Source organism: Xanthomonas sp. NCPPB 2586 (assembly GCF_041475775.2).
Classification (GTDB): Bacteria; Pseudomonadota; Gammaproteobacteria; order Xanthomonadales; family Xanthomonadaceae; genus Xanthomonas; species Xanthomonas campestris.
The window spans coordinates 887,289-906,418 of sequence record NZ_CM192981.1; the positions used below are offsets into that span (position 1 = coordinate 887,289).

The 19,130-nt window shown below is 66.1% G+C and carries 12 protein-coding genes and 2 pseudogenes; 4 read left to right on the forward strand and 10 right to left on the reverse strand.

What is annotated here, in order from left to right:
• Positions 1-31 precede the first annotated feature (31 nt).
• Positions 32-2,911: a TonB-dependent receptor plug domain-containing protein gene (locus ACCQ09_RS03810; RefSeq protein WP_040940666.1), complete on the forward strand. Its 2,880-nt coding sequence runs from the start codon at positions 32-34 to the stop codon at positions 2,909-2,911.
• Positions 2,912-3,658: 747 nt separating this feature from the next.
• Here ACCQ09_RS03810 and betA read toward each other — a convergent pair.
• From betA to ACCQ09_RS03845, 7 genes are all read right to left on the reverse strand, one after another.
• Positions 3,659-5,329: a choline dehydrogenase gene (betA, locus tag ACCQ09_RS03815; RefSeq protein ID WP_228427789.1), complete on the reverse strand. Its 1,671-nt coding sequence runs from the start codon at positions 5,327-5,329 to the stop codon at positions 3,659-3,661.
• Positions 5,330-5,419: 90 nt separating this feature from the next.
• The gene (betB, locus tag ACCQ09_RS03820; protein WP_228427787.1) at positions 5,420-6,892 is read right to left on the reverse strand and encodes a betaine-aldehyde dehydrogenase; all 1,473 of its coding nucleotides are present in this window, start codon (positions 6,890-6,892) and stop codon (positions 5,420-5,422) included.
• Between the two features lie 40 nt (positions 6,893-6,932).
• The gene (gene betT / locus ACCQ09_RS03825) at positions 6,933-8,912 is read right to left on the reverse strand and encodes a choline BCCT transporter BetT (RefSeq protein ID WP_228427785.1); all 1,980 of its coding nucleotides are present in this window, start codon (positions 8,910-8,912) and stop codon (positions 6,933-6,935) included.
• 124 nt (positions 8,913-9,036) lie between these two features.
• Complete coding sequence (locus ACCQ09_RS03830; protein WP_011038499.1) at positions 9,037-9,774, reverse strand: endonuclease/exonuclease/phosphatase family protein; 738 nt, start codon at positions 9,772-9,774, stop codon at positions 9,037-9,039.
• Between the two features lie 49 nt (positions 9,775-9,823).
• On the reverse strand, positions 9,824-10,645 hold the full coding sequence (locus tag ACCQ09_RS03835; protein WP_011038498.1) for a thiol:disulfide interchange protein DsbA/DsbL: 822 nt from the start codon (positions 10,643-10,645) through the stop codon (positions 9,824-9,826).
• Positions 10,646-10,738: 93 nt separating this feature from the next.
• On the reverse strand, positions 10,739-11,389 hold the full coding sequence (locus tag ACCQ09_RS03840) for a thiol:disulfide interchange protein DsbA/DsbL (protein WP_011038497.1): 651 nt from the start codon (positions 11,387-11,389) through the stop codon (positions 10,739-10,741).
• 104 nt (positions 11,390-11,493) lie between these two features.
• The gene (locus tag ACCQ09_RS03845) at positions 11,494-12,291 is read right to left on the reverse strand and encodes a c-type cytochrome (protein ID WP_012437398.1); all 798 of its coding nucleotides are present in this window, start codon (positions 12,289-12,291) and stop codon (positions 11,494-11,496) included.
• 146 nt (positions 12,292-12,437) lie between these two features.
• Between ACCQ09_RS03845 and yihA the strand changes: the two genes are divergently transcribed.
• Both yihA and ACCQ09_RS03855 read left to right on the forward strand, forming a co-directional pair.
• Positions 12,438-13,061 carry a ribosome biogenesis GTP-binding protein YihA/YsxC gene (gene yihA / locus ACCQ09_RS03850; protein WP_011038495.1) on the forward strand — a complete coding sequence of 208 codons (624 nt, stop codon included), beginning with the start codon at positions 12,438-12,440 and terminating at the stop codon, positions 13,059-13,061.
• A 495-nt stretch (positions 13,062-13,556) separates the two neighbouring features.
• Positions 13,557-14,921 carry a glutamate--cysteine ligase gene (locus tag ACCQ09_RS03855; protein ID WP_011038494.1) on the forward strand — a complete coding sequence of 455 codons (1,365 nt, stop codon included), beginning with the start codon at positions 13,557-13,559 and terminating at the stop codon, positions 14,919-14,921.
• Between the two features lie 39 nt (positions 14,922-14,960).
• Here the strand turns inward: ACCQ09_RS03855 and ACCQ09_RS03860 are convergent.
• The 3 genes and pseudogenes from ACCQ09_RS03860 to ACCQ09_RS03870 all read right to left on the reverse strand — a co-directional run.
• Positions 14,961-16,031: pseudogene (locus ACCQ09_RS03860) on the reverse strand (ATP-binding protein); the annotation flags it as partial.
• Between the two features lie 86 nt (positions 16,032-16,117).
• A pseudogene (locus ACCQ09_RS03865) lies at positions 16,118-16,457 on the reverse strand (two-component sensor histidine kinase); the annotation flags it as partial.
• Positions 16,454-17,173 (reverse strand): response regulator, encoded by a 720-nt coding sequence (locus tag ACCQ09_RS03870; RefSeq protein WP_011038492.1) that lies wholly within the window; start codon positions 17,171-17,173, stop codon positions 16,454-16,456. The gene ACCQ09_RS03870 and the pseudogene ACCQ09_RS03865, both read right to left, overlap by 4 nt.
• A 135-nt stretch (positions 17,174-17,308) precedes the next feature.
• Between ACCQ09_RS03870 and ACCQ09_RS03875 the strand changes: the two genes are divergently transcribed.
• The gene (locus ACCQ09_RS03875) at positions 17,309-18,406 is read left to right on the forward strand and encodes a glycosyltransferase (RefSeq protein ID WP_011038491.1); all 1,098 of its coding nucleotides are present in this window, start codon (positions 17,309-17,311) and stop codon (positions 18,404-18,406) included.
• Positions 18,407-19,130 lie beyond the last annotated feature (724 nt).

Sequence of the window (19,130 nt, forward strand, 5' to 3'; positions counted from 1 at the left end):
ATTTCCTGAAATCCTTCTGGAGAGAGAAAGGATGAAGCGTCTGAGTGGCTCCCGTCGGTCGTGCCTGGCCGTGCAGTTGTCGTTGTGTCTGATCCCTTCGCTGGCCTGGGCGCAGCAGCCCGAACCCGCCCCGAGTACGCGCACGCTCGACAGCGTGCAAGTCACCGGCACCCGCATCAAGACGGCCGAATTGCAGGGCCAGGTGCCGATCCAGACGCTCAACCGCGCCGATATCGAGCGCACCGGGCTCACCTCGATCGGCGAGGTGTTGCAGGAACTCACTGCCTCCGGCTCGGCGCTCAATGCCAAGTTCAATTCGTCCGGCAACTTCGGTTTTCCGCCCGACGGCAGCGGCGTGGGTGCCGGCTCGGCGCAGGTGGATTTACGCCATCTCGGTTCCAAGCGCGTGCTGGTGCTGGTGGATGGCATCCGCTGGGTCAATGAATCCTCCGCCTCCGGCGTGGGCTCGTCGACGGACCTCAACACCATTCCGTTGGCGATCGTGGAGCGCATCGAAGTGCTCGAAGACGGCGCCTCGTCGCTGTACGGCTCGGATGCGATCGCCGGTGTGGTCAACATCATCACGCGGCGCACGTTCGACGGCGCGCAGGTCACGCTCAATTACGGGCAGTACGGCAAGGGCGATGGCACCAACCAGGGCATGGACCTGGCCTGGGGCACCAGTGGCGAGGATTTCAGCCTGTTTCTGGGCGCCAGCTACGTCAAGCAGGATCCGATCTATGCGCGCGACCGCGCGCAGGCACGCTTCCCCATTCCCGGCACCGGGCTGACCTTTGCCAGTTCGGCCACGCCCGATGGGCGCTTCCAGTTCGTCGACCCGAACACCGGCGTGCGCCAGAACCTCACCCCCAACGCGGGCGTGGGCACGCCGCAATACGACGGCAGTGGTGGCTGCACGCGCAGCGATGACTACCACTGCTTCGGCACCGCCGACCGCTACAACTTCGCCGAGCAGAACCTGCTGCTGACGCCGTCCGAGCGCAAGGGTGTGTTCGCGCAGTTCCGCTATTACTTCAACGACGACGTGCAGTGGTACGTCAAGGCGTTGGGCAACCGGCGCGAATCCACCAACCAGGCCGCGCCCGAACCGATCTTCCTCGGCCCCGATGCCGGCACCGGCAATCCGCTCGCCGACAACATCGTGATTTCGGCGCTCAATCCGTTCAACCCGTTTGGCTTTGATCTGAACTCGGCCACCAACCTGATCCAGATCGGGCGGCGCCCGGTGGAAGGCGGCCCGCGGCGCTATGAGCAACAGGTGGACACACAGTATTTCGGCACCGGCCTGGTCGGCACCTTCGAAGGCGCGTCGCGGACCTGGTTCTGGGACGTCAACGGCATGTACAGCAAGAACAAGGCCGAGCAGACCAACTACGGCAGCTACAACCTGTTCAACATCAACCTGGGGCTCGGCGACCCGGCCGCCTGCGCGGCGTTGGCCGGCTGCGTGCCACTGGATATCTTCAGCGGCGCCGGCAGCATCACGCCGGAGATGTTGCGTTGGATCCAGCCAGTGGTGCGCGACCGCAGCCAGAACGAACTGAGCCTGTTCACCGCCAACCTGAGCAGCGAGCTGTTCCAGTTGCCCGGCGGTGCGGTGAGCTTTGCCACCGGCTACGAGTACCGCAAATACGAAGGCTCGTATCAGCCTGACCCGCTCACCGTGGCCGGCCGCTACAACGGCGTGCCGTCGTTGCCTACCTCCGGCAGCTACGACGTCAATGAAGCCTATCTCGAACTCAACATCCCGATCTTTGCCAACTCCACGTTGGGCGACAAACTCGATCTGAACATTGCGGGCCGGTATTCGGATTACTCCACGTTCGGCGGCGAGTTCACGCCCAAGTACGGCCTGCGTTGGCAGGTGAGCGACGAGTTCGTACTGCGCACCAGTTATGCGGAAGGCTTCCGCGCGCCGACCATCGGCGAGTTGTTCGGTTCGGCGGCGCGTGCGGATCTGCAGTTGTCCGACCCGTGTTCCATCGGCCTTGGCGGAACCGCGCCGCGTGGCAGCGCCGCCAACTGCGCAACGCTGGGGGTGCCGGTGAACTACCAGCAGGCCAACCAGCAGATTTCGGTGACCACCGGCGGCAACGAGCAGCTGGAGCCGGAGCGCTCGCGTAGCTTCAGTGCCGGCTTCGTGTTCAGCCCGGGCTTCGGCAGCAACGCAAGTTGGTCCGACCGCCTGGATCTCGAAGTGACCTTCTACCGTCACCATGTGGATGGCGCGATCCAGGCGATCAACGCGCAGACCCAGCTCGATCTGTGCGTGGATACGCTGGACGCGCTGTACTGCGACGGCATCGGCCGCGCGTCCACCGGCGGCATCAATGCCTTCAACAACCGCCTGACCAACCTGGGTTCGATCAAGACCGACGGCTGGGACGTGGACCTGTTCTGGACCTTGCCGGAAAGCGCGTTGGGCCGCTTCAAGCTGTCCTGGCAGAACACCTTCGTGGGCCGTTACGAGGCGCTGGGCGCCGCCGGGCAGCGGCAGCCGCAGGGGCCGGGCATCGAAGTGGTGGATAGTGCGATTCCCGAGTGGACCAGCAACGCGGTGCTGGACTGGTCGCTGGGCAACTGGACCGCATCGTGGACCGCGCGCCACATTTCCAAGCTCACCGAACAGTGCGGCGACGCAGTGGAATTTGCGGTGTGCTCGACGCCGGCAGAGGGCACCAATCAACTGGATGCCATCACCTATCACGATGCACAGGTGGGCTACCGCTTCGACTGGTTGAAGGGCCTGCAACTGACCGCTGGCTTGAACAACGTGTTCGACAAGGATCCACCGATCTGCCTGTCGTGCTCACTCAACGGCTATGACGCGTCCACCTATGACATTCCCGGTGGCCGCTTCTGGTACGTGCGCGCGGACCTGAAGTTCTAGTTGGCACGACGGCTGCCTGCCGCGCGTGATGCATGCGGCGGGCAGCACTCTGCTTGCAATGCAGATGTGCGTTGACGCATCGCGCATCGACATTGCACTTGCATCAGTCAGCGACCAAGACAGATGGCGCGGTGCCCTCACCGCGTCCGGGACCCTTGGCGGCATGGATGCCGCCAAGGGTCCTTATCTGTTTGGATTCACGGCGTGTCCCGGGGGCGGTGAGGGCATCGCGCGCTCGGGAGCACAGGCGCTTCTGCGCCAGGCTACATCGTTGGCGTTGTCCCGCTGCTGAGCGATTATCTGATGTTGGGTGCCTGGTCGCTCGGCGTTGTTCGGTGCACGCATGAGTGCTGTCGATCAGCTGATGTTATGCGCGCAAAACGCAGGTCCGCATAGCGCATGCAGGGCCCTTGCGCGCCCGCCATCGCAGGACACGCCGCAAGTACCTCCCTGTAGGCTCTTTGGCGGCATCCATGCCGCCAAAGGTCCCACGACGGCGGGCACGCAAGGACCAGGCGAGTTTGCTGGTTTGCGTGGATTTTCAAAACACCTCACGTGCTACATGCAATGTCTTCGCCGCTTGCCGAACCGCGGCGGGACAGATTCCGCACGAAGCCTTCATTGAAGGACGTTCCGCGTGTCACGCGAGCGGTGAGGGCGCTGCGCTTGGCTATCTAGATCAAACGCAAGTCGGCCGACAGCTCGCTTGGCAAGCGGTTTCAAGCCATGCACTCGGTCGATTACACATCACCGGCGCACAGGTGCATCACCCGCCACGTAATAGTCGGCGGTGCTGCGCGGCAGCGGTGCACGCCCGCGCATCCGGTCGGCGATCTTCTCGGCGATCATGATGGTGGTGGCGTTGAGGTTGCCGGTGATGATGCGCGGCATGATCGAGGCATCGATCACGCGCAACCCCTCCATGCCGTGGACGCGGCCTTGCCCATCCACCACCGCCATGTCGTCGGTGCCCATCGCGCATGAGCACGAGGGGTGATACGCGGTTTCGGCGCGTGCGCGCACGAACGCATCCAGCTCGGCGTCGGTCTTGCAGTCTGCGCTGGGGCTGATCTCGCGCCCACGGTAAGGGTCGAGTGCGGGCTGGGCGATGATCTCGCGGGTGATGCGGATTGCGTCGCGGAATTCCTGCCAGTCCTGGTCGGTGGATTGGTAGTTGAACAGGATCCACGGATGCTGGCGCGGTTCGCGCGACTTGGCATGTACGCGGCCGCGGCTAGGTGTACGCATGGAGCCCACATGGGCCTGGAAGCCATGCTCTTTTACCGCGTTGCTGCCGTTGTAATTGATCGCCACCGGCAGGAAGTGGTACTGGATATTGGGCCAGTCGAACTCTTCGCGGGTGCGAATGAAACCGCCGGCCTCGAACTGGTTGCTGGCCCCGGTGCCGGTGCCGGCAAACAGCCACTCGGCGCCAATGGCCGGCTGATTCCACCACTGCAGTGCCGGGTACAATGACACCGGCTTGGTGCATGCATATTGCATGTACACCTCCAGGTGGTCCTGCAGGTTCTGCCCCACGCCGGGCAGGTCGTGCACCAGTTGCACGTCGAGCGCGCGCAACAGGTCCGGCGCACCCACGCCGGAGCGTTGCAGCAACTGTGGCGAGGCAATCGCGCCCGCACAGACCAGTACTTCGCGGCGCGCGTGCGCGTCGATGCCTTCGCTGCTGTTGCCCACCAGGTAATGCACCCCGACCGCGCGCTTGCCGGCAAATAAAATGCGGTCGGTGGTGGCGTGGGTGACGATGTGCAGGCTGTCGCGCGGCTTGGCCATGTCCAGATAGCCGCGTGCGGTGCTGGCACGCCGCCCTTGCGGCGTCACGGTGCGGTCCATCGGCCCGAAGCCTTCCTGCTGATAGCCGTTGAGGTCGTCGGTGCGCGGGTAACCCGCCTGCACGCCAGCATCGACCATCGCCTGGAACAGCACGTTGTTGTCGTTCTTCGGCGTGGCCACGCTCACCGGGCCTTCGCCGCCGTGGTAATCGTTGGCGCCGATGTCGCGCGTTTCTGCCTTGCGGAAGTACGGCAACACATCGCGGTAGCTCCAGTCTTCCAGCCCCGGGCGCTTGGCCCAATGATCGAAATCCAGTGCGTTGCCGCGGATGTAGCACATGCCGTTGATCAGCGATGAGCCGCCCAGCCCCTTGCCGCGCCCGCACTCCATGCGCCGGTTGTCCATGTGCGGTTCCGGCTCTGTCTCATAGGCCCAGTTGTAGCGGCGGCCCTGCAACGGAAACGCCAATGCGGCGGGCATCTGGGTGCGGAAATCCAGCCGGTAATCCGGCCCGCCGGCTTCCAGCAGCAGCACACTGACGCCCGGGTCTTCGGTGAGGCGCGCGGCCAGTACGTTGCCGGCCGAGCCTGCGCCAATGATGATGTAGTCGTATTCGCGTTGCATGGTGATCTCCTGATGCGTGGTCGGTAAGGCGTGCAGATCGGCACGCGTCTGCGTTCGTTTGAACAGCAGTACGCGCGCTGTGAGCCGCGCCTAGAACACCGACGCGTAGCGTTCCAGTTCGACCTGGACAGACTTGGTGCGTGTGTAGGCCTGCAGCGTGGCCAGCCCGTTCTCGCGGCCCACACCCGATTGCTTGTAGCCGCCCACCGGCATCGGCGCCGGTGATTCGCCCCAGGTGTTGATCCAGCAGATGCCGGCCTCCAGGCGATGGATCAGCCGATGCGCGCGTGACAGGTCCGGTGTCACCACACCCGCCGCCAGGCCATAGCTGGTGGCGTTGGCGCGCGTGATTGCCTCGTCTTCGTCGTCGTAGGTGAGCAGGCTCAGCACCGGCCCGAAGATCTCTTCGCGCACGATGGTCATCACGTCGGTGCAATCGCTGAAGATGGTCGGCGCCACGTAGCAGCCCTGCGCCAGTGCGCCATCGCGCAGCCGCTCGCCACCGCACAGCAGGCGCGCCCCTTCGGCCTTGCCTTGCTCGATGTGTTCCAGCACGCGCTGCATGTGCGCGGCACTGACCATCGGCCCGAACGTGGTGCGCTCATCGAGCGGGTCGCCGATATGGATGCGTTGCACGCGTGCCAGCAGGCGCGCTTCGAATGCAGTGCGCAGTGCACGCGGCACGAAGACGCGCGTGCCGTTGGTGCACACCTGTCCGGAGCTGTAGAAGTTGGCCATTATCGCGATGTCGGCCGCCAGGTCCAGGTCGGCATCTGCGCAGACAATCAGTGGCGACTTGCCGCCCAATTCCATGGTCACGTCCTTCAACGACGAGCTGGAGGCGCTGGCCATCACCTTGCGGCCGGTTGCGGTGCCACCGGTGAAGCTGATCTTCTCGATCTCCGGATGCTCGGTGAGTGCGTGGCCCACGCTGGCGCCGTCGCCGGGCAGCACGTTGAACACGCCATCCGGCAGGCCGGCTTCGGTGAAAATTTCAGCCAGCTTGAGCGCGGTGAGCGGCGTCACCTCGCTGGGCTTGAAGATCATCGCGTTGCCGGCGGCCAGGGCCGGTGCGGCTTTCCAGAGCGCGATCTGGATCGGGTAATTCCACGCGCCGATCGCGCCCACCACACCAAGCGGTTCGTGCCGCGTGTAGAAGAAGCTGCCTTCGCGCAATGGCACCTGCACGCCTTGCAGCGCCTGCGCCACGCCGGCGTAATACTCCAGCACGTCGGCGCCGGTGACGATGTCCACGCTGCGCGTTTCGCTCAGCGGCTTGCCGGTATTGAGCGTTTCCAGCTCCGCCAGGGCGTCGTTGCGCTCGCGCAGTAGCGCGACGGCGCGCAAGAGAATGCGTGAGCGCTCCACCACCGTGAGTGCGGCCCAGTGCCGTTGGCCGGCCTTGGCGCTGTCCACGGCTGCATCCAGATCGTCGGCGCCGGCGTTGTGGACGTTGGCAAGGACTTCACCGGTGGCCGGGTTCACCACCTCGAACGTGTGGCCGCCGCGGGCGGGAACATAGCGGCCGCCGATGTACAGCAGCTGGTCGGGGAAACGTGGCATGACAAACCTCCTGTGGGACGCTCGCCGCAGCGACGACACCTCAGCGGGTGAGATGCAGGAACTGCAGGTGACGCTCGTATTGATCGATGATGTCGTTGATGATCTGTTCGCGGCTGTAGCCGACCAGGTCATAGTCCTGGCTGCCTTCGAACAGATGCACCTCGGCGCGGTAATAGCGCTGGTTGCGCAGGCGTTGCGCGGCGAACGACGGGGTGAGGTAGCCGCGCATCACCACTTGGTAACGGAAGCCTTGTTGTTCGCCGTGGTCGACGCTGATCTCCATGTCGGCGTCGTCGAGCCGGCTGCTGACCTGCCAGCCTTCATTCTGTAGTTGCGCGGCCACCGCTTCGATCGCCGGGCGAACCTGCTCGTGCATGAAGCGATAGACCTCATCGCGCGCGGCAAAATGCATTGCCTGGCCCAGGCGTTGACGCCAGCCGCGGTGATCGCGCGATTGCCCGATCAGCGGGCTGGGACTGTAGAGCTGCGCACGCTTGCGCTGCGACTCCTCACTGAGCGCGCGCGACAATCCCCACGCCATCAGCAGCAACACGGCCGAGAAGGGCAGCGACGCCAGCACCACTGCGGATTTCAGCGCGTCCATGCTGCCGGCCAGCAGCAAGCCTGCGGTGACCACGGCCGTGAGCACGCCCCAGAACACACGCAGCCAGCGTGGGCCGTCGTCATGCGGCTCGCCACCATGCGAGGACAACGTGGACAACACCACCGTGCCCGAATCGGCCGAGGTGACGAAGAACACGAAGCTGATCGCCACCGTGATCGTGATGACCACGCGGCTCCACGGGTAGTCCTGCAGCAGCGAATACAGCACCGTTTGCGGCGCGTCGATGGCTTGCTGCGCCCAGGCGGCCTGCCCGTGGTGCAGCAATTGATCGAGCGCGCTGTTGCCGAAGATCGACAGCCAGGCCAGCGTGAATCCCAGCGGGATCAACAACACGCCCAGCACGAATTCGCGGATGGTGCGGCCACGCGAGATGCGCGCAATGAACAGCCCCACGAAGGGCGCCCAGCCAATCCACCACGCCCAATAGAACACCGTCCAGTTGCCGAGCCAGTCGGGCCGGCCGCCATAGGCGTACACGTCGAAACTCTTGCCCACCACGCTGCCCAGATAGTCGCCCAGGTTCTGCATCAAGGCATTGAGCAGATATTGCGTGGGGCCTGCGAACAGCATGAACAACAGCAACGCGATCGCCAGCAGCATGTTGATGTCCGACATCCAGCGCACGCCTTTTTCGACGCCGGACACCGCCACCAGGATTGCGGCGCCCATCATGGCGACGATCAACGCCACCTGCACCCAATGCGTGTGCGGCACGTTGAACAAGGTGGCCAGGCCGGCGTTGAGATGCAGCACGCCAAAGCCCATGTCTGCGCCCAGGCCGAACACCGTGGCGACGATGCCAAGCGCATCGACGGTATAGCCGATTGGCCCGTTGATGCGTTTGCCGATCAACGGATACAACGCCGAGCGCAAGGCCAGCGGCAGATTGTGGCGAAATGCGAAGTACGCCAGCGCCATCGCCGCCAACGCGAACACGCCCCAGCCGTGCAGGCCCCAGTGCAGGAACAGCAGCTGCATGGCCTGGCGTGCGGACGCCTCGCCGTTGCCGGTGCCGCCTTGCGGTGGCTGCAGATAGTGCGTGAGCGGTTCGGAGACGCAGAAGAAGAACAGCGTGATGCTGATACCGGCGGCGAACAACATGCCGGCCCAGGAGAGATAGCTGAATTCCGGCTCGTCGTGATCGGCGCCGAGCTTGATGTTGCCGTAGCTGGACAGCGCCACACCCAACACGAATACCAGATACAGCGTCATTGCCAGCAGGTAGTACCAGCCCACATTGCGCGAGGCCCAGGTCTGCGCGTCCAGCAAGATGCACCCGGCATCGAGGGGGAACAGCGCCACCAGCAGCGCGAACGTACACACCACCGTCGCCGCCAACACGAACACCGGCCGAAGGGTGCGTACCGGTGCGAGCTGCGGCTCGGACACATTCATGCGCGGTGCGTCACGTGGCGTGCTCCAACGAAAAAACCGCCTGTGTTATGCCACAAGCGGTGTCTAGAGCACGTCATCGGTTGAGGTCGCCAGCGCAACCGGGCACTGGCGTTCTACTGCGGGTTTAACGCAGCAATTGCAGCGGAACGCGCAGATCCATGCCCACTGCAAGGTGGTCGGAGAACGCCGCAGGAATCGCTTCGGTGTGTTCGATCACCAGGCTGTCGCTGACCAGAATGTGATCGATCGCACGGTCGGGGCGCCAGCTCGGGAACGTGTGCACCACGCAGCTCGGTGGTTGCAGCCGGGTGTGCCGATACAAGGCCTGCATTTCCGGCCGATCGGCAACGCAATTGAAGTCGCCCATCAGCATCACATTCGGATGGTCGGACAATAATTCGGCAATGAAGGCCAGCTGCGCCATGCGCGAATTAGCGCCCAGCGACAGATGCGCTACGGCCACCGCCAGGCCTTCGCGGCCTTGCCCGAACTTGGCCAGCAGGATGCCGCGCCCGCCGATGCGGCCGGGCAGGGCATGGTCCTGGACTTCCAGCGGTTCCAGCTTGCTGAGCAGGCCGTTGGCGCTGGACGCCACCCCGCCCATGCGGCGGTTGGGCTGGTGGCTCCAGTAGTTGAAGCCGGCGCGCTCGGCCAGGTAGTGGGTCTGGTTGGTGAAGCCCGAGCGCAGGCTGCCGGGGTCGCTTTCCTGCAGACCCACGATGTCGCGCTCGCCGGCCAGCTTGGCAATGCTGTCCAGGCTGGTGCGCTTGCTGCCCAGCGGCAGCGCATGCGACCAGCTGCGGGTCACGTAGTCACTGTAGCGGCGGGTGCTGGAGCCGGCCTGGATATTGGCGGTCAGCACCCGCAGGGTGCGCGAGTCCGAAGCGTTCACGACGTGGCGATCGCTCGGGTCACTTGGCCAGCGTGGCGCGTTCGCGCGCGATCAGGTGATCGGCGATGCGCAGCATGTCCGGGAAGCTCTGGCCCTTGACCAGGTACTTGCCGTTGACGATCAGCGACGGGGTGCCGGTGATCTTGCTGCGGGTTGCGAACTGCTTGGCGCGGTTGGTCTTGGCCGACACGCCGAAGCTGCTCATGGTGTCGATGAAGGTCTTCGAATCCACACCGTACTTGGCATAGAAACCGGCGATGTCCTGCACCGAATCCTTGCCGCGCTCGCCCTTCAGGCTCTGGTCGACATGGATCGCCTTGTACAGCGCGTCGTGGGTCTTTTCCTGCACGCCCAGCGTTTCTGCGGCGTAGAAGGCGCGCGCGTAGTCATCCCACGGGCCGCCGAACATCGCCGGCACGTAGACGAAATGCACATCCGACGGCAGTCCGGCTTTCCATGGCCCGATCAGCGGCTGGAACGCGTTGCAGGCCGGGCAGACGTAGCCGAACACTTCCGCCACTTCGATCTTGCCGGCGGCCTGCTGGTACGGCTGGCCACCTTCGATATCCAGGTAATCGGTGCCGGCGACCGGCTCGGGGCCGTTCGGCGCGCGCGGTGCCGGCGCTGGCGGCGCAGCGGCGGTGTCGGTGGCCGGCGCGTTGGCGCTCTCGCCCACGGCAGGCGGGGCAGCGGCATCAGTGGCCGGGGTGGCCGCAGGCGCGGTGGCGGTCTCGGCAGCCGGGGCAGGCGCCGGGGCGGTGTCGGACGAACCGTCCTGGGCCTTGCAGGCGACCAGGATCGGCAGCAGCGCCATCAGCGTCAGGGCGAAGCGGGTCTTCATCGGATTGGATCTCCAGCGTGGGGCGGAAGGGGAGGCCGCAGTGGCCGCGGGGCGCATGATGCCACGGGCCGTGCGTGATGGCGGTTATGCGGCTCAGCGCGCGGCCGGCGCGGCGTGCTCGCGGGCAATCAGATAATCGGCTACGCGCAGCATGTCGGTGTAGTCACGCGCGGTGATCAGATAGCGGCCGTTGACCACCAGGGCCGGCGTGCCGGGGATCTTGGCGCGCGTTGCAAATTCGCGCGCGGCCTTGACCTTGTCTTCCACCGCCGCGCTCTTGAGCGTGTCGATGAAGCGCTGCTGCGGCACGCCGTAGGCGACGTAGAAGGCCGCCAGCTCTTCCGGGGCCACGTTCTGGGTGGGCACGGTGTGCTTTTCGTGGATGGCGTCGAACATGGCGCGGTGGCTGCGCTTGGCCACGCCCAGCGTGTCGGCGGCGAAGTAGGCACGCGCGAACGCATCCCAGAAGCCGCCAAAGGCCGCCGGTACCGGCGTGACCCGCACATAGGCCGGCTGCTTGGCGGTCCACGCTTCCAGCGTCGGCTCGAAGTGGGCGCAGTGCGGGCAGGTGTAGCCGAACACTTCCGCCACTTCGACCTTGCCCGCCAGGGGCGCATACGGCTGGCCGCCGTCGATCAGCACATAGTCCTCGCCTTCCACCGGCGGGGCCTTCTTGTCCGCGGCACAGGCGGCCAGCGGCAGCAGGATCAACAACAGCAGCGACAGACGGGAAAACAGGTTCATGCGGGCTCCGAGGGGGATGGATTGCGGTGATACGACGCGGTGAAACGACAACGCCGGCCCGAAGACCGGCGTTGCGAAGCGGGTGGACCGCCGCGGCACTCACCTCATGAGCGTGCGGGCGTCCCGGCGGGCAGTTGCGCGGCCGCGGCATCGTCGGCGCGGTCGTGCAGGCCTTGCAGATAGCTGGCCAGCGCCTGGATCTCCTGCTCGCTCAGCGGCTTGGCCACCTGCGCCATGATATTGAACAGCGCCGGATTGCGCTCCTGGGTCGTGCCGGCCTGGTATTCCTTGAGGCGGCGCGCCACGTACTCGGCGTGCTGGCCGCCCAGGCGCGGGTAGGCCGGCCCCGGGTTGCCGCTGCCGGAGGGCCCATGGCAGGCCATGCAGGCCGGCACGCCGCGGGCGATGTCGCCGCCGCGGTAGAGCTTCTCGCCGGCCTCGTAGAACTTCATGCCCTGGTAGGGGCCCTCGCTGATCACCGCATCGTCGGCGACGCCGGCGGCGGATTTCTGCGTGGCGAAGTAGGCGCCCAGATCGCGCATGTCCTGCGCGGTGAGGTCCTTGACGAAGGGCACCATCACCGCCGACATGCCGGTATTGCGCTCACCGCTGGCGATCAGCGCCACCTGGTGCGCCACGTAGCGCTCGGTCTGGCCGGCGATGCGCGGATACATCGGCACCGCCGGGTTGCCGTCCGGCCCGTGACAGGCCGCGCAGGCAGCGGCCTTGGCCTGGCCGGCCTTGGCATCGCCCCAGGTGGTCTTGGACAGGTCGACCTCCAGCGGCGCAACGCGGATGGGCGGCGGATCGGGGATCGGCGTGACCGCCGACTGGGCAAACGCCACCGCGGCAACGACCGGCACGGCAATGGCGGCAAGGACAAGCACACGAGCATGGCGCATCAGCTAAAGCTCCGTATGGACCCGGCCCGCGCGCGTGAAGTTGCTGGCTGTGGCAGGCGTCCCCGATTATCGACACGCCTTCGCGCCAGGGTCAACGAACAGTGCAGCAAAATCGCCTGGGCCGCCGAACGTGCGATCCTAGGGGGATGTCGCTCCTTATCGAACAAGCCCGCTACCACCTGTCCGCCCATAACGCTCGGCAATTGCCGGACGATGGCGGCTACGAGGTCGCCTTCGCCGGCCGCTCCAACGCCGGAAAATCCAGCGCACTCAATGCGTTGACCCGTCAAAATTCCCTGGCCCGCGTGTCCAAGACGCCCGGCCGCACCCAGCAGCTGGTGTTCTTCCAGATCCAGCCCGAGCGCTATCTGGTGGATCTGCCCGGCTACGGCTACGCCAAGGTGCCGCAGGACCTGCAGGCGCACTGGCAGGCCTTCATCGACCGCTATTTCCGCACCCGCGAAGCGCTGCGCGGCCTGGTGGTGGTGATGGACATCCGCCACCCGCTCAAGGATTACGACCTGCAGATGCTGGGCTACGCCGCCGAACGCGGCCTGCCGGCGCACGGCCTGCTGACCAAGGCCGACAAGCTCGGCCGTGGCCAGCAGATGCAGACCCTGCAGAAGGTCAAGAAGGAAGTGAGCTCGCGTTTCGGCGACAGCGTGACCGTGCAGACCTACTCGGGCGAATCGCGCCAGGGCGTGGACGAACTGCGCGGCATCGTCGGCGGCTGGCTGGGCCTGGACGTCGAACCGCCTGCAGACGCATAGCCCCCTACGCGCAGCGTGGCTGCGCGTCTGGATTGCCAGGCTCATCGGCAGTGCGGTGATCGGCTGGCCTGCCCTGGTGGTCTGTGCGCAGTTGCTGGTTGGTGCGGTTGCTTGAAGGTGGTGCGGCGCCAGCGTTTTGCGCAGGTGCAGCACATGCAATGCGCGCATACGCGGCGCTTGGCTTCGGTGGACGTGCTCAGCGGTTGAAACGAACCGCCACGGATGCCCGGCCTGCCCTCCTGCAATGCGCAAGTCAACGCGTTCAGCGGCTGCTGTCTCGGCAGCGGACGACATCGGCCGGCCCTCAAACAGCCCTTCTGCGCCACCGGCCTCCCGTGCCCATCCTCCACCGCAGCGCCGAGCGCCTGTGAGTGGAAATCTCATGCCCCGTCCATGTCGCCAATCCGGGCACGCCCTGCGGTTATAGTGCGGGCCTTGCGGTGGCAGGGGGCGATCCCCACATCGTCCCACCCCCTTTCGCCTGCGAGCGTGCCCTTGTCGAGTCCCAGCCACGTTGCCGAAACGCCGATCACCGAACGCGCAGAGCTGATCCAGGTGCTCGCCTCCGGCGAGAAGCCCGGTGCGGATTGGCGGATCGGTACCGAACACGAGAAGTTCGGCTTCCGGCTGGATGACCTGCGCCCGCCCACCTTCGATGGCGAGCGCGGCATCGAGGCGTTGCTGGTCGGCATGACCCGCTTCGGCTGGGAGCAGGTGCAGGAAAACGGCCGCACCATTGCGCTGCTGCGCGATGGCGCCTCGGTCACGCTGGAACCGGCCGGGCAGTTCGAGTTGTCCGGCGCGGCGGTGGAAACGCTGCACCACACCTGCGTGGAAACCGGCACCCACCTGAGCGAAGTGGCCGAAGTGGCCGGCGAGCTGCAGCTGGGCTTCCTGGGCATGGGCTTCCAGCCCAAGTGGCGCCGCGACGAGATGCCGTGGATGCCCAAGGGCCGCTACCAGATCATGAAAAGCTACATGCCCAAGGTCGGCTCGCTCGGCCTGGACATGATGACGCGCACCTGCACGGTGCAGGTCAACCTGGATTACGCCACCGAAGCGGACATGGTGAAAAAGTTCCGCGTCTCGCTGGCGCTGCAGCCGATCGCCACTGCGCTGTTCGCCGATTCGCCGTTCACCGAAGGCAAGCCGAACGGCTACCTCAGCTACCGCTCGCACATCTGGACCGACACCGATGCCGATCGCACCGGCATGCTGGATTTCGTGTTCGACGACGGGTTCGGCTACGAGCGTTACGTGGATTACCTGCTCGATGTGCCGATGTATTTCTCCTACCGCGATGGCGTCTACCACGATGCCAGCGGGCAGAGCTTCCGCGATTTCATGCAGGGCAAGCTGCCGGTGCTGCCGGGCGCACTGCCGACGCTGCGCGATTGGTCCGACCACATGACCACCGCGTTTCCCGAAGTGCGCTTGAAGAAGTACCTGGAAATGCGCGGCGCCGACGCCGGGCCGTGGAATCGCCTGTGCGCGCTGCCTGCGTTCTGGGTGGGGCTGCTGTACGACCAGACTGCGCTGGATGCGGCCTGGGACCTGGTCAAGGACTTCACGCTGGCCGAGCGCCACGCATTGCGCGACGGCGTCCCCAAGCAGGCGCTGGGCCTGCCGTTCCGCAACGGCGTGGTGCGCGATCTGGCGCTGGAGGCGGTCAACATCGCCCGCGAAGGCCTGCGCCGACGTGCCCGCCTGAACCGCGATGGCCAGGACGAGACCGGCTTTCTCGATGTGATCGCCGAGATTGCCGAAACCGGCGTCACTGCTGCAGAGCGCAAGCTGGCGCTGTATCACGGTGCCTGGAAGGGTGATATCGACCCGGTGTTCCGCGAGTTCGCGTACTGAGTCAGTGAGCCGTGCGGCGCAGGCCTGCCTGCGTCGCCGTCAGCGCCGTTCCGGCATGCACGGCAGGCGCACGGTCACCCGCAGCCCGCCACCGTCGCGATTGTCCAGCCGCAGTGCGCCGCCATGCGCCAGCACGATGCTGTGCGCCACCGACAGCCCCAGCCCGATTCCGCCGGTGTCGCGGTTGCGCGAGGATTCGCCGCGCACGAACGGCAGCAGCAGTTGTTCACGCTGGCTGGGGTCGATGCCCGGGCCGTCGTCGTCGATCCACAGCACGCCGTCCTCGCCTTCGCGATGCAGCTGCAGGCGCGCGCGCCGGCCGTATTTCAGCGCGTTTTCCAGCAGATTCATCACCGCGCGCCGCAACGCCAGCGGGTCGCCGTCCAGGGTGATCGCCGGGCCTGGCAGCAGTTCGGCATCGGCGCCGGTGTCCACCGTATTGTCGACCACGCTCTCCACCAGCAGGCGCAGGTCCAGCGGGGCGCGCTCGCCGCGATGGCGGTCGTTCTGGATGAAATCCAGCGCCGCAGAAATCATCGCCTTCATCTCGTCGATGTCAGCCAGCGCCTTGTCGCGCAGCGGCGCTTGCAGGTCGTCCAGGCGGAACGACAGCCGCGCCAGCGGGGTGCGCAGGTCGTGCGCGATCGCCGCCACCATGTGGGTGCGCTCGTTGATCAGCCGGTTCAGGCGTGCCTGCATGGCGTTGAACGAATCGGCCGCGCGCACGATCTCCGGCGGGCCGCTACGTTGCAGGGCCGCCGCGTCGGGATTGCGGCCCAGGCGGTCGGCGGCTTCGGCAAAGCGCTTGATCGGCGCCGACAGCGCACGCGAGAACCACCACGCCAGCGGCACGTTGGCCAGCAGGCCGGCCAGGAACAGCAGCACCACGTGGGTCTTGAACTCGGCCGAGAGGCGACGCCGCGGCGATTCCACGGTGCGCCAGCGGCCGTCGGGCTGTTGCAGCGCGGCGGTGAAGCCGTCCAGCAGCGGCACGCCCGGGGTCAGGCGTTCGCTTTCCCAATCACCGCGCGGGTCGTCAGGCCGCAGCCCGTTGCCGAAGGGCGCGCCCTCGGGGCTGGGGCGTGGCCAGTCCTTGCCGAATGGCGGTGCCCCGGCTGGGAGTTGCTCGCTGCCCGCGCTAGCCGCGCTGGTCTGGGCCGATGTCCGGTTCGATGTGCCCTCGCTCGGCAGGAGCCGTGGCGCCTCGCCGTCATCGGCACTGCGATAGAAGCGCACGCGCGCGCTGTCCACATCCAGCCAATGCGCCAGAAGCATTTCGGCGAAGCCGTCGCGGACCTGGCCAGGCGGTGGCGTGGGCGCCTGGCGGGCCTCGTGCACCTTGAGCGTCTGGGTGCCGGCCGGCATGCGGGTGGACAGCAGGGCCACGACCTCCGGCGGATGCACCGGCGGCTCGTAGACGGGGGTGCGCATCACCAGCAGGGCGATGCCGACCGCCTGTGCGGTGACCAGGGCCACCGCCAGCAGGACGAAGGTGCGGGCAAAGATCGACAGCCCGCGGCGTGCCGGTTCACTCACAGACGCGCGACGCTCGGCAGCAGCATGTAGCCCTCGTTGCGCACGGTGCGAATCAGCTCGGTGTGCACGCGTTCGTTGATCTTGCGGCGCAGCCGGCTGATCTGGCTGTCGATGGCGCGGTCATAGACGTCGGTATCGCGGCCGCGCGCGTAGTCGAGCAGTTGGTCGCGGCTCAGCACGCGTTGCGGATGCTCCACGAAGGTGCGCAGCAGGGCGAATTCGCCGTCGGAGAGGTTGATGAAGATACCGGTGGGGTCGCGCAGGTCGCGCCGCACCACGTCCAGCCGCCAACCGGCGAACTCGTAGACATTGCCGCGCGGCTCGGCCTGGTCGCTGGTGACCTGGCTGCGGCGCAGCAGGGCGCGCACCCGCGCCAGCAGCTCGCGCGGGTTGCAGGGTTTGGCCAGGTAATCGTCGGCGCCAACCTCCAGCCCGATGATGCGGTCTGTATCATTGCCCAGCGCGCTCAGCATGATCACCGCAGGCGAGCCGCGTTCGCTGGCCAGCGAACGCGCCGCACTCAGCCCGTCTTCTCCCGGCATCATCACGTCGAGTACGATGAGGTCCGGACGCCGTTGTGTGATGCGCTTGCGCATTTCGGCGACATTCTCGGCCACATCCACCTGGTAGCCGTGGGCGCTCAGGAACTCGCCGATCAGCTTGCGCAGGTCGGGGTCGTCGTCGACCACAAGAACGCAGGGTTGTTGCATGTCCATGGAGGTCATCGTCGGAGGCGCAACGGTCGGGCTGCGCGGGGTGGCTACCGGAAACATGGTGCTCGCAAGGTGCAGGACGGGAGCACGCATCATAATGATTGAATTTGTCAACCATTGGCACACGTGTGACGCAGCATGACAGACCGGGACATCCCACCAAAATCCGCTGCACCGACACTGCCCGCCGACAAGGTCGAGCAGGTGCATGACGTGGTGTTGCCGATGATGCGGGTGATCAGCCGTGACAATGGCGTGGGCCTGACCCGCGACATGGTGTTGATGGCACAGACGCTGCGTGCCGGCGGGGCGCAGGTGCAGGAAGTGGGTTTCACCAGCCAGCGCCTGCACGACACCGGGCGTGAGTTGCGCCTCTGGGGACGGCGCGCGCTGTTGGGCAAGGTGCCGGTACAGATCTTTTCCGAGCGCGTGTATGCGCGCTGCCTGCCGTTGGGGCACGCCAATCTGCTGGTTCCCAACCCGGAATGGTTGCTGCCCAAGTGGTTGCCATTGCTGCCGCGGTTCACGGCGGTGTTGTGCAAGACCCACCATGCCGAGCGGATCTTCCGCGAGTTGGGCTGCCGCACGCAGTACATCGGCTTCACCAGCCCCGATCGCCATGATCCGGAGGTGTTCCGTCAGCGTGCCTTCTTCCACCTGGCCGGGCGTAGCACCGCCAAGGGCACCCGCGTGCTGCTGGAAACCTGGCAGCAGCATCCCGAATGGCCGCTGCTGACGGTGGTGCAGAACCCGCGCACGGCGGGCAAGCAGGTGGTGGCGGCCAACATCGATCACCGCGTCGGGTATCTCGACGATGCAGCGCTGCGCCGCCTGCAGAACGCCCACCAGTTCCATATCTGTCCATCGGAGGCCGAAGGCTTCGGGCATTACCTGATGGAGGCCTTGAGCGTGGGTGCGATCACCCTGGCCACCGATGGCGAGCCGATGAACGAATTGGTCCGCCCCGAGCACGGCCTGCTGATTCCGGTGGCGACAGTGCGCCAGCGTCGGCTGGCGAGCTATCACTATGTGGATGCGGCAGGCATTGCGCAGGCAGTGCAAGCCGCGCTGGCGCTGCCGCCCGCAGAGCTGGAGCGCCTCTCGGCCGCTGCGCGGGCGTGCTATCTGGCCAACGACGCGGTTTTTGCGGGGCGCTTCCGCGCTGCGGTCATGGCCGCGGTGGCGATGCCGACCGAGGCAGTGGCCGACGTGGTGCCGGTGGCCGCGAAGAGCTGATTGGTGATGCGCTGATCGTACGGTTTGTCGCGCGGTGCTGATACACGGTGTGTGATCGCGCGCGCGGGCCTGCTCTAGCCAGGCGTTGGATCGCGCTGGCGCAATGCTGGTGCACGAAGCCTGTTTGTCGTCGTTTCGCTTGTTTCCTCACGTTTGTACGCGCCCGGCACGGCATGCCATGCGGCGCCAGCGCACAACACACCTGTGCAAAACGTGCCTGCAAGGATCTCCTGGCCGCGGGGCGAACGTCGCTCTGCCACACGCCGCGCGCTGCGTTTGCCGTACACAAGGGAGATCAAAACATGGGGCAGACGCGCCCGACCATTGCTACCGTGAGCACCATGCTTGCAATGCTGACCCTCGGAGGCTGTGCAAGCCGGTGCGGCGCGCCACCGGGCCCACCGCCATCTCCCCCGGTGCATGTGCGCCGCGGGCAGCCGCCGTCTGCGATGGAGCGAGGGTTCCTGCGCGAGTGCCTGCAGCCACCGCACCAGCCACCCGTCTTGCACGATGGCGCGGAAGACATTCCCGTGGATCCGGCAGCGCTCGCACGCTGCCTGGCGGTTCACGACATGGATGTCCCGCTACCACCGCCACCGGATGCATCGGATGCGCCTGATGCCGATTGGTTCGATGACCCATCAGATCCACCACCACCGGATCTGGACGCCGCCGCGGAGTAGCCGAAGACGCATGCGTGCTCATCCGGCAGCGCGAAGCACAT